This window comes from Kribbella sp. NBC_01484 (genome assembly GCF_036227145.1).
Lineage (GTDB): Bacteria > Actinomycetota > Actinomycetes > Propionibacteriales > Kribbellaceae > Kribbella.
In genome coordinates this window covers 4,891,798-4,906,853 of record NZ_CP109437.1, presented here as the reverse complement: position 1 = coordinate 4,906,853, position 15,056 = coordinate 4,891,798, and the positions used below count along the sequence as shown (strand labels likewise).

13 protein-coding genes are annotated in these 15,056 nt (G+C 65.5%); 1 reads left to right on the top strand and 12 read right to left on the bottom strand.

Annotation, left to right across the window (positions count from 1 at the left end; translation table 11 throughout):
- Positions 1–36: 36 nt before the first annotated feature.
- Positions 37–1,032 (top strand): NADPH:quinone oxidoreductase family protein, encoded by a 996-nt coding sequence (locus OG555_RS24100; protein ID WP_329474801.1) that lies wholly within the window; start codon positions 37–39, stop codon positions 1,030–1,032.
- A gap of 24 nt (positions 1,033–1,056) precedes the next feature.
- Here the strand turns inward: OG555_RS24100 and OG555_RS24095 are convergent, their stop codons facing one another.
- From OG555_RS24095 to OG555_RS24040, 12 genes are all read right to left on the bottom strand, one after another.
- The gene (locus tag OG555_RS24095) at positions 1,057–1,719 is read right to left on the bottom strand and encodes a GntR family transcriptional regulator (protein WP_329474800.1); all 663 of its coding nucleotides are present in this window, start codon (positions 1,717–1,719) and stop codon (positions 1,057–1,059) included.
- 93 nt (positions 1,720–1,812) lie between these two features.
- Positions 1,813–2,718 carry an alpha/beta fold hydrolase gene (locus OG555_RS24090; protein WP_329474799.1) on the bottom strand — a complete coding sequence of 302 codons (906 nt, stop codon included), beginning with the start codon at positions 2,716–2,718 and terminating at the stop codon, positions 1,813–1,815.
- Positions 2,715–3,464: an ABC transporter ATP-binding protein gene (locus OG555_RS24085; protein WP_329474798.1), complete on the bottom strand. Its 750-nt coding sequence runs from the start codon at positions 3,462–3,464 to the stop codon at positions 2,715–2,717. Before OG555_RS24085 ends, OG555_RS24090 begins: the two co-directional genes overlap by 4 nt.
- Positions 3,461–6,178, bottom strand: coding sequence for an ABC transporter permease subunit (locus OG555_RS24080; RefSeq protein WP_329474796.1), 2,718 nt, complete (start codon positions 6,176–6,178; stop codon positions 3,461–3,463). Before OG555_RS24080 ends, OG555_RS24085 begins: the two co-directional genes overlap by 4 nt.
- Before the next feature lie 45 nt (positions 6,179–6,223).
- Positions 6,224–7,471, bottom strand: coding sequence for an ABC transporter substrate-binding protein (locus OG555_RS24075; RefSeq protein ID WP_329474795.1), 1,248 nt, complete (start codon positions 7,469–7,471; stop codon positions 6,224–6,226).
- A 119-nt stretch (positions 7,472–7,590) separates the two neighbouring features.
- Positions 7,591–9,060 (bottom strand): class I adenylate-forming enzyme family protein, encoded by a 1,470-nt coding sequence (locus OG555_RS24070; protein WP_329474794.1) that lies wholly within the window; start codon positions 9,058–9,060, stop codon positions 7,591–7,593.
- On the bottom strand, positions 9,057–9,500 hold the full coding sequence (locus OG555_RS24065; protein WP_329474793.1) for a lipocalin-like domain-containing protein: 444 nt from the start codon (positions 9,498–9,500) through the stop codon (positions 9,057–9,059). Before OG555_RS24065 ends, OG555_RS24070 begins: the two co-directional genes overlap by 4 nt.
- Positions 9,493–11,034, bottom strand: coding sequence for an amidase family protein (locus tag OG555_RS24060; protein ID WP_329474792.1), 1,542 nt, complete (start codon positions 11,032–11,034; stop codon positions 9,493–9,495). The genes OG555_RS24065 and OG555_RS24060 overlap by 8 nt, the downstream gene beginning before the upstream one ends.
- Positions 11,034–11,501, bottom strand: a complete 468-nt coding sequence (locus OG555_RS24055) for a cupin domain-containing protein (protein WP_329474791.1) — start codon at positions 11,499–11,501, stop codon at positions 11,034–11,036. Before OG555_RS24055 ends, OG555_RS24060 begins: the two co-directional genes overlap by 1 nt.
- Before the next feature lie 25 nt (positions 11,502–11,526).
- Positions 11,527–12,126, bottom strand: coding sequence for an NAD(P)H-dependent oxidoreductase (locus tag OG555_RS24050; RefSeq protein WP_329474790.1), 600 nt, complete (start codon positions 12,124–12,126; stop codon positions 11,527–11,529).
- Positions 12,119–13,693, bottom strand: coding sequence for an amidase family protein (locus tag OG555_RS24045; protein ID WP_329474789.1), 1,575 nt, complete (start codon positions 13,691–13,693; stop codon positions 12,119–12,121). Before OG555_RS24045 ends, OG555_RS24050 begins: the two co-directional genes overlap by 8 nt.
- 72 nt (positions 13,694–13,765) lie before the next feature.
- Positions 13,766–14,932 carry an ABC transporter substrate-binding protein gene (locus OG555_RS24040; RefSeq protein ID WP_329474788.1) on the bottom strand — a complete coding sequence of 389 codons (1,167 nt, stop codon included), beginning with the start codon at positions 14,930–14,932 and terminating at the stop codon, positions 13,766–13,768.
- Between the last annotated feature and the right edge of the window lie 124 nt (positions 14,933–15,056).

Genomic DNA, 15,056 nt, shown 5'->3' with positions numbered 1-15,056 from the left:
GATGTGGGCGAACGGTCGAGGTGACAAGGAGGTGCGATGAAGGCGTGGCAGGTCCAGGAACTGGGCGAGCCCCGCGATGTGCTGCGGATGGTTGACCTATCGATTCCCGAGCCGGCGGCTGGTCAGGTCGTGGTACGAGTGCTCGCAGCGGCGGCAAACTTCCCAGATGTTCTGATGAGCCGCGGTTTGTACCAGAACCGCCCACCGTTACCGTTCACGCCGGGGGTGGAGCTCTGCGGAGTAGTCGTCACCGTTGGTGCCGGAGTAGAGGGTCTAGCGACAGGCGACAGGGTGCTCGGCCTGAGCGTGTTGCCCAGTGGGGGGTTCGCGGAGTTCGCCGTCATGGACAGCGACGTGACCTTCCATGCCCCAGCCGGTCTCGATGACGCGGAAGCCGCGTCCTTGCTGATGGCTTACCAGACCGGATGGTTCGGACTGCACCGGCGTGCATCGATCGGGCTAGATGACGTGCTACTGGTCCACGCTGCAGCCGGCGGAGTAGGCAGTGCCGCTGTGCAGTTGGGGAAGGCGGCCGGCGCACTGGTGATCGGTGTCGTGGGCAGTGCCGAGAAGGTGGTGCACGCGTCAAGGCTGGGTGCTGATCTCGTCATCAACCGATCCGAGCGGGACTTCGTGGACGTGGTCAACGCCGAGACCGGCGGCCGCGGTGCCGATGTGATCTACGACCCGATCGGCGGCGATGTCTACCACCGCTCGACAAAGTGCATCGCGTTCGAGGGCAGGCTCGTCACGGTCGGATTCGCCGGCGGACAGATCCAGACAGCGGCGCTCAATCACCCACTGGTCAAGAACTACTCCATCGTCGGCCTCCACTGGGGCCTCTACCTGACCCGGGATCCGGCTGGGGTTGCTGATTGTCAGCGCGCGCTGGAGGACCTTGTCCGTACTGGCGCAATACTGCCACTGATCAGCAAACGCCTGGCGCTTGACGAGCTTCCGAACGGCCTGCAGCAACTGGCTGAAGGTGCCACGATCGGCCGCATCGTTTGTGAAGTGTCCAACAGCGGGTAGCGCGGACGGCGCCGGGACGTGCCCCTATTCTCCGCGGCCTGCGAGGAGAAGGTCGGTTGTGTGCTGGATGTGGTCGCTCATGAGACGGACGCCGGTGTCGGCGTCGTGGCCGATGGCGGCGCTCATGAGAGCTCGGTGCTCTCTGCGGATGTTGCGTTTGCGTTTGGTCTTCGCGAGGCTCACAGACCAGTAGCGGTACAGTTCGCCGGCGTCGAAGAGCTGCTGGCGTAGGCGCTTCAGAAGTGGGCTGGTAGAGGCCGAGGCCAGGGCCGCGTGGAACTCGGAGTGGGCTTTCATCCAGGCGTAGTTCGGTTCGTCGGCGGGCGCGTCGGGTGGCCGGACGGCGCCTTCGAGTCGATGGTGGGCGGCGACGACTTCGGCTTCCCAGGCCACATCGCCGGTCTGGATCGATTCCCGCAAGGTCATGGTCTCGATCTCGATGCGTACCCGGGTGAGATCGAGCAGGTCGGGCACCGACAGGGGACGAACAACAAAGCCTTGTTGTGGTCGCGCCTCGACCAGGCCTTCGGAGGCCAACCGGGTCACCGCTTCTCGGACCACGGACAAGCTCACGCCGTGGTCCTTGCCGATCTCCGCCAGACGGACCTTCTCGCCGGGCTGCATCCTGCCCATGCAGATGTCGTTCTTGACCTCGTAATAGACGGTGGTCACCAGTGTCGCCATCATTCGCCACCTTAACAGATCAACGACAAATGCCCAAGAAATCGGTTTCGCGTCCAGTATCGGGTACTGAGCACTGAATCGATAATGGGCAACTTGTCAGAGGCCGGCAAGAAACCCGACGAGAGCATCGCTGACAGCACCTGGCACCTCCTGCTGAATCCAGTGGCCGGCCTGCGGAATCGTGATGATCCCGCGCAGGTCGTCGCAGAGTTCTTCGAGCGCCGCGCCGGACATGACCGAGCCGACGATGTCTTCGGATCCGGTCAGGAACAAGCTCGGCTGGTGGATCCTGGCGCCGTCGAAGGCCGCGGTCAGACGCCAGTTCCGGTCGATGTTCCGGTAGTAGTTGAGCCCCGGGGTGAAGGTCGACCGCCGGAACGACTCGACGTACACGTCAAGGTCGGACTCCGACAGCCAGGGCGGCCGCACCGGCCGGCCGGGATTCGCAGCCCAGTCGGCAGTGAGCTGACCAGTAGCCGTGAGAGTCCGCTCGATGTCGACCATGAGAGCACGATCGGCAGGCCCCACGAGCTGGAACCACGACAGGTAGTAGTCCTCGCCCATCCGGCGCCGGATGATCTCCAGCGGCGCCACCGGAGCCCGGCGCATGAGCGGGACGCTCAGGCCGGCCACCGCCCGGACGGATCCAGGATGAGCCAGCGCGGTGTGCCATACGACGGATGCTCCCCAGTCATGGCCGACGAGCACAGCCTTCTGCTCGCCCAGCGCCCGCACGAGCCCGACGATGTCCTCCCCGAGCGTCACGATGTCGTACGCGTCGACCGCAGCAGGCCGAGAGCTCCCGCCGTACCCGCGCATGTCGGGAACCGCCACCCGGTATCCCGCCTCGACGAGCGGCCCGAGCTGATGACGCCACGAATAGGCCAGCTCCGGGAAACCATGACAGAGAACGACCAGCGGGCCATCGCCGATGACCCAGGTGTTGAGGGTGATGCCATTGGTCTCGATGGATCGCGCTTCAGTCTCCGGCCAAGCGGTCATGGCGTTCCAGCGTCGGCGACTCCGACGTAGTGCGCGAACAGGTCGGCCCCGAGCAGATCCTGCGCCGTACCGGAGAATGCGATCTCGCCTTTACGCATGATGTACGCCGACGTGGCCAGCGCGAGCACCTGCTCGGCGAACTGGTCGACGAGGAGGATCGAAGCACCTTCGGCAGCCCGCGCACGGAGGAATTCGAAGATTTCGTCGACGATGATCGGCGCCAGCCCCAAGGAAGGTTCGTCGACCAGGATCAGTGACGGCTCCCGGACGTACGCCGCGGCGAGCGCGAGCATCTGCTGCTGACCGCCACTCATCGTGCCGGCGCGCTGCTTGCGGCGTTGTCCCAGAATGGGGAAGGCGGCAACAGCCTTCTCCAGGGCGTCACCCTCTGACCCGAGACTCGCCTGGATGCGGAGATTCTCCTCGACGGTCAGACCGCGGAAGATACCGCGCCCCTCCGGGACGTGAACCAGCCCCGATGCGGCGCGAAGATTCGGCCTGGCGTCCGTGACATCGTGACCGGCCAGCCGCACGTGCCCGGCGGTCGCCTTGACGAGGCCGGAGATCGTCCTCAGCAACGTCGTTTTACCAGCACCGTTCGGTCCGAGCAGGGCGACGACCGCACCGGCGGGAACGGTCAGGGACACACCGCGGAGCACCTCGGTAGCTTCGTATCCCGCGTGAAGCCCAGTGACCTCCAGCGCGGGAGGTGGCTCGGCCGCGGACAGCGCGGGTTCCCGGTTCACGACCCACCCTCCGATACCTCTGTCAGCTGCCGCTGGTCGGCCACGAGTCCCGAAGACCCCAGGTACGCGACCCGTACGACCTCGCTGTCCGCGACAGCGGATGGCATCCCCTCGAAGATGAGCTTCCCGGAGTCCATCACGTAGATCCGGGAGCAAACTCGCATCACCAAAGACATGTCGTGCTCGATCAGCAGAATGCCCAGTCCCGTCTCACGGACGATCTCCAGCAGGATGGAGCCGAACTTCTCGGTTTCGTCCGCGTCGAGACCCGCGGAAGGTTCGTCCAGCAGCAGGAACTCGAAATCACCGGCCAGGCATCGCGCCAGCTCGACCAGACGGCGCTGACCGGTCGACAGGTCAGAGGCGTTCACCGTGGCCAGGTCGGCGAGTCCACAGAGGTGAAGTGCCCAGAGCGCGCGATCACGCGTCATCTTCGCGGTGTCCGGCTTGGCCAGCAACTGGCGGAGGGGATTGATTCCCCCGCGACCCGCTTCGTAGCCCATGGCAATGTTCTCGAGCACCGTCAGACTGTCGCAGAGCTCCGAGGTCTGGAATGTACGGCCCAACCGCCGCCGGGCGCGCGCGGCCGGCCCGTAACGGGTCACATCCTCGCCGAACAGGCGGATGCGTCCCGTGATCTTGCGGTTGAACCCGCTGCACGCATCGAATGTCGAGGTCTTGCCGGCTCCGTTGGGGCCGATCACTCCGGTGATCTTCCCGGCCGGTGCGTCCAGGCTCAGCGCCTCCACGGCGATCAGCCCGCCGAAGCGGATTCCGACGTTCACCACCTCGATGCCCGGATCACCCGGCTGAGAACGCGCCGCGCGCCGCGCGTTCGAGAACTTGCCGGTCTCCGGCGGTTTCCTGGTGAGCCTCAGCCGGTCGAACCTGGCCCGCAGCCAGGCCGGCATCGTCGGGTTGCCACCTGACATCGACACGAAGATGGCGGACAGGCCGAACACGACGTTGAGCCAGAACGTCGTGTCCGACCCCACCACGTACGCCGGGATCACGGTGGCCACCACCGCAACGATGGCGTACCAAGGCTCGGCGAACGGTGCCAGCGCAAGCATCGCCAGCAGGAGCAGAGAGTTGAACGACCCGAAGAAGGGGTCTCCGCCGGTGGCGAAATTACGCTCCACGCCGAGCAGGATTCCCGCCAGTCCGGCGAAGAACGCGGACAGACAGAACACCGTGACCCGTACGACCTGAGTCGTCAGCCCCAGGGCTTCCGCACTTCTGGGCGAGTCCGCGAGAACCCGGAGCAGGCGTCCCAGCCTGCTGCGCTGAATCGCGACGACCGAGATCGCCGTCAGCACCAGGGCACCGAGCACGACGTAGTAGTAGCTTGCCGGGTCCTCCGCGAAGCTCGGATGCGGCATCTCGCGGCCTTGCGAGAACGTCGTGAACATCCATTTCTGAGGATAGAAGAGCTGTTGAACCAGGATGCCGAAGCCAAAGGTCGCCAGGGCGAGAAACAGTCCCGACAGCCGGATGGCGGGGATCGCGACGACAGCTCCGACCGGAACTGCCACGAGACTCCCCAGCAACACCGCAACTAGCCACGGGAGCTGAAAATGGAGGGCGAACTGCGAGAACGCGACGGCGCCGACCGCTGCGAACGCCGCGTGACACAGCGAGACCTGTCCGGACATCCGGACCAGGAGACCCAACGACAACAACAGGATCCCGGTCGCCAGGCCAGTCGTGAAGAACGTCAGGTTGTCACCGGCGAAGGCGGGAAGGAGAAGGAGCGGAACGAACAGAACCAACGCCGTGCCGATCCGCACCGGCCCGGGAGCTCGATAGGGCTCCGGCAGCCTCCCTGTCGAGCGGGTGGGAGAGACCAGGCGTCGCCCTCTGACCAGCAGCACGACGAAGAGGATGAGGAACGGCACCGACGCGGGAAGGCCGGTGAGCCAGGTGTGCCCCAGCGCAAACTGGTTCGCGACCGCCGACAGGACCCCGACGACGATGCCGCCGGCCAACGTCAGCGGAATGTTGGCAAAGCCACCGATCGCGGCGCCCGCGAATGCCTGCACGACCATGAAGGTGAGCAAGATGGCATCGAGACCGACCAGCGGAGTGATGAGCACACCCGACAGGGAGGCGAACGTCGCGCCGATGATCCAGGCGATACGACGAACCTTGCGGGGGTCGACCGCCTGCATGGCGAGGAGATCCGGGTCGTCGACGACCGCCCTCATCGCCAAACCGGTTCTCGACGAGCGGAAGAACAGGTACAGAACGCCGACCGCCAGCACCGCCACCGCGGTGATGATCACCTTGTCGAGAGTGATCACGACGCCGGCCAACTGGAAGGACTTGTCCGCGCCAGGCAGGAACTGCTGCATCGGGATGGTCATCGTGCCGAACTTGAGAGCGGCCAGCCCCTGGACCAGCAGAATGAGGCCGACCGTGCCGACGATCTTCAGTGCCGTCGGACGCGGGGCGAGCTTGCGTGCGAACGCCTCCATGGCCAGCCCCAGGCCGGGACCGACCACCAGAACGCTGACGATCAGAGCAAGTCCGGTGCCCAGGCCGACGGACTTGGTCAGCCAGTAGAAGACGAAGGCCGCCGCCGTGGCCACAGCACCGTGACCGAAGTTGAAGATTCCAGAGGTCTTGTACGTCAGAACCAGCCCGGTCGCTGCCAGCCCGTAGACCGCTCCGAGAGCGATTCCGCTCACGACGAAGGGAAGAAGATCACCCATGGTGACCCACCCGATGCGGCGAACGCGCCGCGCCCGGCCGGTACATCAGGACCCCTTCTGTGCCGCGACGAGCGTCGCAGGGTCGCAAGCCGGCTTCGTCAGAGCCGCGTCGGTGAACGCGCCCTTTTCGAAGGTGCCGAACCAGTAGCACGTGATGAGAGAAGCGGGCCGGTCTGCGGTGAAGGTCACAGGTTGCGGAAGCAGACCGCCGAGCGTCTCACCCTTCACGTGGGCGCCGTACGCCGCGATCACGTCCTTCCGCCGCGGCTTCGCGGGCAGGTCGGAGGCGCCGGCGTTCAGCGCTTTGCGGAACAGCTCCATCGTCACGTAGCCGGCGGTGCCATGTGGGTCTCCCCAGGCATCCTCGGGCACCCCCTGAGCTTTCATCATTCCGCGGTACTGCACGACCGGAGCCTCCTTTGCGAACCATGGGAACGAATTGAGAGCGAGTGACAGTCGTACTCCCGGATCGGCTGCCCGCATCGTCTTCGGGACGATCACTCCGCCGAACAGACCCCACTTGCCTGCGTACTTCTGCTTGGTGCAGTCGGCGGCCAGACGTAACGCCGCTGTCGCGGTTGCGGCACCCAGCATCACGTAGTCCGTCTTCCCGTCGATCAGCTTGAGGCATTGCGCGGTGTAGTCAGGCGCAGCGGAGGAGACCTTGAACGTGCCGGAGTAGTTCAGACCCAGCACGGAGCTGGCAGTCTTGACGACGGGTTCGGCAGCCTCACAACCCGCGATCTCGGCGCAGATGGTCATGGCGACGTTCTGTGCGCCGAGATGAGCACCCAGCGCAATACCCATGTTGAAGATCGAGGGAATCGAGGTGGTCAGGGGGAGCCAGTTCGGCATCGCTCCCCAGACGTTCGGCGCGTAGCCCATTCCGCCCACAACCGGCAGCCCGGCCTTCGTGATGTCCTCGGCGACCAGCCCTTCGGTCGCGGCATCGAACATGACCGCCGCCACAACCGAGTCGTCACGAACGATCCGGCGTACGGCTGTGGTCGCGGTCGGCGCATCCCCCTTCGTGTCGGCGACGACGATCTCCACGGGATGTCCTGCTACCCCGCCGGTGGCGTTCACCGATTTGGCCCAGGCCTGCACGACCGGGCCGGCATTCTCTTCGCCACTCGGAAGCGGGCCTGTCGCGTTGACGAAGAGTGCGACCTTCAGTGGTGACGCACCAGAACCACCCTCCGCCTCAGGCTGGGCTGTGGAGGCGCACCCGCTCATTGCCAGCGCCGCAGCCGCGACCATGAACCCCAGAGCTCTACTTCCGGTTGCTCGCACAGTGACCTCCTACTGTCCGCGACCAGGGACGGCCTTCCGGCTGGGTGCCTTCGCGCTGCTCCACGTCTGATCATCCGACGATAGAACGGGTAAATCGATTCGTCTATAGAAAATCGATCTTATTCCTTCAGAACCCGGGCCCGTAGTGAACTCTTCAGGGTCTTGCCCACCGAGTTCTGTGGAAGCGCCTCCACGATCCAGACGTCGCGCGGAGCCTTGAATCGAGCGATCCGCGACTCGCAGAACTCGATGAGTTCCGACGGACTCACCGGCGGGCCGGGCGACACGACCACGAACGCGACCGGTTCCTCACCGAAGCGCTCGTTCGGCCGGCCGACCACGCCGGCACTCAGCACCCGGGGGTGAGCGGTCAGCGCCCGCTCCACCTCGGTGGACGAGATGTTCTCACCGCCCCAGATCACCATGTCTTTGAGGCGATCCGAGATCACCAGATACCCGTCCGGATCGAAGTAGCCGATGTCGCCTGTGTGCAGCCAGCCATCGCGCAGTACCTTCGCAGTCTCGTCGGGCCGGCCGAGGTAGCCGCGCATCACCGTCTCTCCGCGGATCACCAACTCGCCCGCCGGCCCGTCGATGAAGTTGCCGTCCTCGTCGACGAGGGCTACGTCGATCCCCGGGAGCGGTACGCCGACAGTCCCCGGCTTGGCTGGTCCGTGCAGGGGCATAATCGTTGCCGCGACGGTGCACTCGGTGAGTCCGTAGCCCTCGACGACAGGAACGCCGTACCGTCCTTCGAAGGAGGCGAGCAGCTCGGCCGACGCCGGGGCTGCGCCACAACCGGCGAAGCGGAGCGACGAAGCGTCCGCACCAGTGTCCGCGGGAAGCGCGGTCAAGGCCGACAGAATGGCGGGCACCGCCGAGAAATAAGTCGGACGTTCCCGTGCCACGACGTCCCAGAACGTGTTCACGTCGAACCTTGGTTCGATCGCAACTGAGGCCCCGGCCCACAGCGGGCCGACGACACTGACCATGATCCCGTTGACATGGAACAACGGCAGGACGAGCAGACAGCGATCAGCCGGGGTGATCTCCAACCAGTCCATCCACACGTTCGCCATTGCGGAGATGTTCGCGTGGGACAGTTGAACGCCTTTGGGTCTTGCCGTGGTGCCGCTGGTGTAGACGAGCAACGCCAGGTCGTGAAGCTCGCCCGTATCGGTCGTCGTGCGGTGGGGAGCGACTGACTGGAACATCGCCGTCGTCAATGACGTGATCGACAATTGCAGCACCTTGCCGGCCGAGACCTCGTCCGTGACGACGATCTTGGCCGCTGAGTCGCTGAGTTGATAGCCGACCTCGTCGGGCGTGAGGACGGGATTGACGGGTGTCAGGATCGCCCGGCGGCTCCAGACCGCGAACATCAGAATCACGAGTTCGGTGCCGTTGGGCAGGATCGCGGCGACAACGTCGCCGGCACCGATGCCGAGCGTGGCCAGCCGACCGCTCGCGAGCCGAACCTGATCGGCGAACTCGGCGTTCGTCCAACTGGCGGAAGCGCCGGAGATGCAGCGGCCGCCCGGATCGCTCGCTGCTCGGGATTCGGGGATCTCGGCGGCATGTCCGATCATTCGGCCCGCTCCTCTCGAGTCCATGCCAGTACCGGGACGCGGTCGGCATCTCGAGGACCGGCGAGCACGAGGAGGTCTCCCTCGAGGCTCGCGGTGCGGTGCAATGTGCTGCCGGACCAGTCCGGGAAGCTGCTCACATCGACCTGGTGGTGGACACCTGCCGCGTCCACCACGTAACGGCCGGCGTACCCGAAATAGGTGTCGAAGGCAGCGATCTTGGCCGTGTCCGGGCAGGTGACCAGTCGTTCGCTCCCACACAGGGGGCGCCCAGCCGCCATCGCGTGGACCAGGACTCTTCCATCGGGCGTATAGACGAGCGTTCCGAGCGGATGGTCACCGAAAGGTACGCCGATGACCTGCCCGGCCCGGTTCTCCACCACGTAGGACACCAGGGTCCATGCTCCGACCAGAGCCGCCGCGCTGCGAGGCGCCTCAGCCATGACTGGCCAGACTGTCCTCGACCGCCTTCGCCACCCGTAGCAGTCGCGCCTCATCGAAGAATCGGCCCACGAGTTGAACGCTGATCGGCAGTCCGTCGACGTCGCCGCACGGTACCGCGACCGCGGGGTGACCGGTGTAGTTGAAGGGCGCGGTGTTGCGGGTCATCGCGTCGAATCCTTGGCGCAGTACGCCGACGGCACGTGCCCAGCCCTCGGCATACGGGACACTCTCGAACACTGCGGGAGCCACCCCCAGGCAGGTCGGCATGGCAAGGACGTCGACCCTGCTCAGCGCGTCGTCGTAGGCGCGCGTGAAGGTCGGGCGCACGTTGTGTGCCTTCGCATAGACACGACCGTGAAAGTTGCGACGCGAGTACTCGCCGAGCAACAGCAGCGACTTCGTGTACGTCGCGAGCGCATCGGCCTCGTGCAGCCAGACCTTGTCGATGGCGGCGAGCAGGTTCGCCGGTAGGAAGGTGCGATCGCCCGAGCCGAACGCTGTCGACCCGCGAAGAGAACGGAACCCGTCCCCGTCCAGGGCGAACGAAGCCTGGTGCACACGCCGGTGCTCGGGAATCGAGATCTCGACAACCTTCGCGCCGAGCGCGGTCAGTTTGCCGACGGCCTGTTGTGTCCGCTCCTTGACCGCCGGCTCGACGGGTTCGTCGAATCCTTGGCGCAGCAAGCCGATGGTCAAACCATCGACCCCGTCTTCCAGCCCCGTGAGGACGTCCACCCGTTCTGGGACGTATCGGCTCTGACGCGGATCGTAGTCGTCGTAGCCCGCCACCGCCTGCAAGGCGACGGCGACGTCGTTGACGTTGCCGGCCAACGGACCGACATGGTCGATGCTCGGATCGGAGCCGCTGGCGATGCTCATCGTGGTCCCCATCGCGGAGACGAGACCGTACGTCGGCTTCAGGCCGACCACACCGCAGTACGCAGCAGGAATGCGAACCGAGCCGTGCTGATCACCACCGAAGGCGATGTCCACCTCGCCCGCGGCAACGGCGACCGCCGAACCGGACGACGATCCGCCGGTCATACGCTCAGCGTCGTGCGGGTTGATGGCCTGCCAGTAGTCGTGCAGGTACCCCACACCGATCAGCGTGTTCTTCCCGGTGACGGTCCCACCTGCGGCGAGTACCCGGGTGACAACGGTCGCGTCGAAGTCCGGAACGAACCCGTCCATCGTTCGCGACATCGAAGTCATCGGGATGCCCGCCACCGCGATGTGGTCCTTGAAGCTGACGGTTCGGCCGGCCAGCAGTCCGGTATCCGCACCACCGATCGACGACTTCCACAACCAGGCGTTGTGCGGATCCTCCTGCGCGTCCGGCCGGTGGCCCGGGGCGCGCTCGGGAAACAGCAGAGGAGGCTTGTGCTCCTCGATCCTGGCCTGGTCGAACGCGTCGAGAGCTGCCAGCTGGTCGACCAGGAGCTCGCAGAATTTCTGCGCGTCCTCCTCATCGAGGGTGAAGCCGAGAGCGGCAGCTGTACGCCGAACATCGTCGGCAGCAGGTGGCAGAAACATCAGCCGACTCCCAGCGTCGTACGGAGTGGAGGACCGACGACCGTCATACCGAACGTCTCGGCGAGGCCGCGCAGCTCCTCACGGGAAGCGCCGTCACCCACCTCGGCACGCTTCTCGAAGAAGGCATGCAGTCCGCCCGGCACCATGACGTTGACTGCGAGCACTTGTTCGCCACCGTCCTGAACGTTGTCGAAGGTGTGCGGAACGCCGGGCGGGACCGTCGCGAAGTCTCCAGGCCCGAGCTCGTGCATCTCATCGACGATCTGGATCGTCAGATGTCCTTCCAGCACGAGGAAGGTGTCGGACTGCTCGGCGTGCACATGCAGAGGCGGCCCGGTGAAGCGCTCCACCGGGCCGACCATGAAGTCGAACAGCCCGCCCGTGTTGCTCGCCACTGCCTTGAACAGCCAGTGCTCCCCCGGGACGACGTCACCGTCGCCCCTCCGGACAATTCGAGGTGCGGTCATGTCGGATCTTCCCTTCATCGGTGCCTCAGCTGGACGCTGCTTGCCGTTCGAGGCGCAGCGGTCGCAGCGATGACTCGACTCGCGCCAGCTCCTTCAGCATCCTGACTGCAGCTTGATCCATCAGCTCGGTGGGCTCCAGCCGGCCATCGACGACAAGTTCGCTGACGAACGGAATGTGGACGTTGTCGGCAACCGGGCTGAGCCGAAGGCCGTCCAGGACGAGCTTGAGCATCTGGGCCGAGCGCGTGCCGGCCGAGACACCGCCGTAGCTCACGATTCCGATCGGCTTGTAGTTCCACTCGAAGAAGAGGTAGTCGAGTGCGTTCTTCAAGGGAGCGCTGAACCCGTAGTTGTACTCCGGACTCACCACCACGAACGCGTCCAAGCTTTCGATCAGGGCGCTCCAGTCGCGAGTGTGCTGGTGAGCGTACTGCTGCCGGCTGGGATGGAACGCCTCGTCCAGGAACGGCAGCCTGATCTCCGCCAGGTCCACGACCTGCACGTCGAAGTCGCCCTCGGACCTGGCGACGTTTTCGATCCACTCGCTCACCGGCGAGGCAACCCGTCCGGGCCGGACGCTGCCGACGATGATCCCCAGGCGAGGCTTGGACAGTTCTTCAGTCATGTCGTTCCTTCGTCAGGTGTGATGGTGACGCGCTTGACGTCGAGGTGATCGCCTTGGCGACGCGCAACAAGGTGGCCTCGTCCAGGGCCTTGCCGACGAGCTGGACCGAGATCGGCGTACCGTCCACCTCGCCGCACGGCACGGCGAGCGCCGGATGGCCGGTGTAGTTGAACGGCTGGACATTGCGATAGTGCGGAAACACCTCGGCGAGGACATCGATTTCTCGCCGCCAGGCCTGCCGGAACTCGCCTGGTCCGTCGACCACAGGCGCCAGGGCCAGACAGGTGGGCATGGCCAGTACGTCGACCTCTCGCAGGGCTCGGTCATAGGCCCGGACGAAGCTACGGCGAACGTTGTGCGCTTTGGCGTACACGGTCCCCCGGAACGTCCGATGCGCGAACTCACCGAGCATCCAGCTCAGCTTCAGGTAGGCCGCCATCTGGTCGGCGTGGTCGGTCCATGCGCGATTCATCGCCGCAACGAGCGCAAGCGGCACATGGTCATCTCGTTCGAGAACAAAGGGCCCGGCGCCGCGCACAGCCCGGAATCCGGCGAGCTGCAAAGCCCCAGCGGGGGCCAGGACGCTGTGATGCTCGGGAACCGACACCGTCGAGACGATGGCACCGGCGTCGCGAAGTGCCTCGACAGTCTCGACGACTGCTTGCGTAATGCGCTCGTCATGGGGCGCGGAGAACCCCTCGTCGAGCAGCCCGACCCGCAGTCCGCGGACGCCTGTGTGCAAAGGGCTAAGGACATCGATCGAATCCGGAATGTCCCTGCCCTGACGCGAGTCGCGCCCGTCGTAGCCGGCGACAGCTTGCAGGGCGAGCGCGATGTCTTCGACAGTCCTGGCCATCGGCCCGAGATGGTCGATGCTCGGCTCGCCACCGTAGAAGGCCCCGGCATGGGAGACGAGTCCGAACGTCGGTTTCAGCCCCAGGATCCCGCAGTGCGCGGCCGGCTGCCGTATCGAGCCACCTTGGTCCCCGCCGATCGCGATGTCGACATCGCCGGCGGCAACGGCCGCCGCCGGACCTGATGACGATCCGCCGGCCTGGCGGACCGGGTTGCGTGGATTGACGGCGTCCCAGTAGTCCCCCAATCCACCCCCGATGGAGCGCAGGCCGGAAAAGCCGTGGTGAGTGTTCTTCCCGACCACTCGACCACCTTCGGCCAATACACGCTCCACGACACTTGCGTCAACGGATGCGATGACGTCGTCGAGCACCTTGCTGCCCCAGGAAACGGGCAACCCGGCCACCTCGATGTGGTCCTTGAAGCTCACGGTCTTGCCCGCGAGCAGGCCCTCGGTGGATCCCCCGATGTCGCAGCGCCAGACCCAGGCGTTGTAGGGGTCGCTCTCCTCGCTCGGGCGCTCCCCCGGGCCGCGCACGGGGTACCGCAGCTCAGGGGGCGACTCGTCGAGGCGCTCGTTGAGGAACGCCTCCATGGCACCCAACTGCTCGGTCAGGGCCCGACGGTAGACGAGTATGTCCTCTGGACTGAGCGTGAGGCCTAAATGTCGCGCTAGAGCGTGGATCTGGTCCGTGGTCGGCGCTGCGAACACCCTCTCTCCTTTCTGGACGCCCCCGCCGGCCGAGAAGGTCCTCCCCCGGGCCGGACTGACACTGCACAGCTGCTATGGCTTGATGTTGTCGCAGGTCGGCTTGCTCAGCTCGGTTCCAGAGAACTCGCCGCGCTCGTAGCTGGCGAGCCAGAAGCAGTTGACCAGTGCCTGCGGCTGTCCGGGCTTGAAGGTGATGGGTTGCGGGAGAAGTCCGCCGAGAGTCTCGCCCCGGACCGAGCCATAGGCCTTGACCACATCCGCGCGAGTGGCCTTGTCGGGCAGGCCGCTGGCCGTGACGGCCTTCTTGAACAGCTCCATCGTCGCGTAGGCCGCGGTCCCTTGCGGAGAAGCCCAGCTGTCCGCAGGAACGCCGGCCTGGTCCATCTGGTTGCGGTAGTCCACAACCGGCTTGTCGTCCACATACCAGGGGAAGGCACTGAGCGCGATCCCGATCTTCACGCCAGGATCGTTCTGTTTCATCACCTTCGGCCAGACAGAACCGTCGAAGAGTCCCCACTGGCCCGCATATCCCTGCGTCTTGCAGGTCTGGACCAGCCGCAGCGACGCGGCCGTGGTCAGGCCGAGCATGACGAAGTCGACGCCATCGTTCTTGATCTTCAAGCATTCAGCGGTGTAGTCCGGCGCAGAGACAGAGACTGGAAGGACACCGTCGAACGTCATCCCGAGCGCCCTGCTTGCCGATTCGGCCAGCGGGCCTGCTGCGGCGCAGGAGGAGTTCTCAGCACAGACCGGGAAGACGGTCTTGGTCGCGCCGCCTTCCTTTCCGATCCGCATGCCCATGTTGATGACTGCGGGGAACGTGGTTGCGATGGGGAGCCAGTTGGGGAGCTTGCCCCAGGCGGTGGGGTTGTACCCGATCCCGCCGATCACCGGCAGACCCGCGGCGGTCACTGCCTCAGCGACCGCACCCTCGGTGCTCGCGTCGTACAGCACGACGGCCACGATCGACTTGTCGCTCGACCATCGGCTCACCGCGGCGGTTGCCTTCGGCGCGTCTCCCTTGGTGTCAACGATGTCGAACGCCACCTGGCGACCGTTCAGGCCGCCGGACTTGTTGATGTTCTTCGCCCAGCCCTTGAGGACATCCGGAGCATTCTCCTCGCCGGTCGTGGTCGGGCCACTGATGTTGATCAGCGCCCCGATGACCAGCGACCCCTCGGCCGGGGTCTCGCTGTCGCCGGCGCTACAGGCCGAGAACAGGAGGGCCGCCGCAGCCACGCCCGCCCCGATTCTGCCGAATCTTGCCGAGACAATCCCCACTCCACGCATGATCATCGCTCTCGCCGTCCAGTCCTGGGGGGTCGGTCCTCTCCGGTCGTCTTCAACGTACCCTGCATCGATA